The sequence below is a fragment of the Burkholderia sp. 567 genome, assembly GCF_040545115.1.
Classification (GTDB): domain Bacteria; phylum Pseudomonadota; class Gammaproteobacteria; order Burkholderiales; family Burkholderiaceae; genus Burkholderia; species Burkholderia ambifaria.
This window is the reverse complement of record NZ_JBEPLG010000027.1, coordinates 1-1,591: the sequence shown is the minus strand read 5'-3', so window position 1 is coordinate 1,591 and position 1,591 is coordinate 1. Positions and strand designations below refer to the sequence as shown.

The window sequence follows — 1,591 nt, the reverse complement described above, 5'->3', positions numbered from 1 at the left end:
TGTAAGAGCAAAGTTGTAATGTCGCATCTGGGCAAAGTTGAAATGTCGTAGTCCGAGGGTTTCGGCGCATGCTGGCGGCGGTTCGAACTGCCGGAGCGCATCGTGGGCCAACCTGGACTGATCACCATGAGCATGCGGGAGCTGGATCGTCTGAAGGTCGTGGAAGCCGTGATCGAGCAGCGTCTGATGCCTTGGCGAGCCGCGGAGCGGCTTGGGATCAGTCGACGGCAGATCGAACGGCTGGTCGCCCGGTATCGGGCTGCTGGCCCCGCCGGGTTGCTTTCGCAGCGCCGTGGCCACGCGAGCAACCATCAACTGCCCGAGGATTTGGCACATCGTGCCTTAAGCCTGATTCGTGAACGCTACGCCGATTTTGGGCCGACGCTGGCCTGCGAGAAGCTTTGGGAGTGCCATGGGCTGCAGTTGTCGAAGGAAACGGTCAGAAGGCTGATGACAGACGCTGGACTCTGGATTCCGCGCCGGCAACGACCGCCGAAGATCTACCAGCCACGAGCACGCCGTGCCTGCCTGGGCGAACTGATCCAGATCGACGGCAGCGATCATCGATGGTTCGAGGAACGGGCGCCTGCCTGCACGCTGCTGGTGTACGTCGACGACGCGACGAGCCGGCTGCAGCATCTGCACTTTACGGCGACCGAATCGACCTTCAGCTACTTCGAGGCGACGCGGGCGTATCTGGAGCGCCATGGCAAGCCGGTGGCGTTTTACAGCGATAAGTACAGCGTGTTCCGCAGTCCTAAGGCCGGCAAGACCGGCCGCAGCGTGACGCAGTTTGGCCGGGCCATGTATGAGCTGAACATCGACACATTCTGCGCGAACAGCAGTTCGGCCAAGGGACGTGTCGAGCGTGCGCACCTGACGCTGCAGGATCGACTGGTCAAGGAGTTGAGGTTGCGCCGGATCAGCACGGTAGCCGACGCCAACGCATATGCGCCCTCCTTCATCGCCATGTATAACGCACGCTTCGCGAAGCCGCCGCGCAGCGACTTCAATGCGCATCGGCCGCTGCGGGACGACGAGAATCTGGACCGGTTGATGACTTGGCGCGAAACGCGTCGGGTCTCGAAGTCGCTGACGGTGCTGTACGACCGTGTGCTGTATCTGCTGGACGATACGCTCGAGAATCGGAAGCTGATTCATCGTTATATCGACGTCTGGGAGTACCCGGATGGCCGGATTGAGATCCGGTCCGATGGCGAGATATTGCGATGCCGCCTTTACGACAAGCTGGCGGAGGTCGATCAAGGCGCGATCATCGAACACAAGCGCCTGAGTCACGCGCTGCAGGTGGCTGAAGCGATCCAGGCGCAGCGTGACAACCGGCGGATCTCGGGTTCGCCGTCGCGCGCCAATCGAGGGCTACCGGTACGGGAGAAGGGATCGTTGCCTGGTGCCAAGAAGCAGCGTGCCTTCACGGAAGCCGACATCGAAGCAGCCATCTTGCAGGTCGCGTCACAGACACATCAAGCGGAATCGAATCGGCGGTCTGCCAAGGCCCGTGGGTGAGCGTCAGCGCCCTGCTGCTTCAGGCTCGGCGCTTCAACGCTGACGGACAGAAAACCGATGAAAC

General features: G+C 61.6%; 1 protein-coding gene. It reads left to right on the top strand.

Annotated elements, in window-relative coordinates; genetic code table 11:
• Nucleotides 1-126: 126 nt before the first annotated feature.
• Nucleotides 127-1,527, top strand: a complete 1,401-nt coding sequence (locus ABIC50_RS33965; RefSeq protein WP_471685669.1) for an ISNCY family transposase — start codon at nucleotides 127-129, stop codon at nucleotides 1,525-1,527.
• Nucleotides 1,528-1,591: the final 64 nt, after the last annotated feature.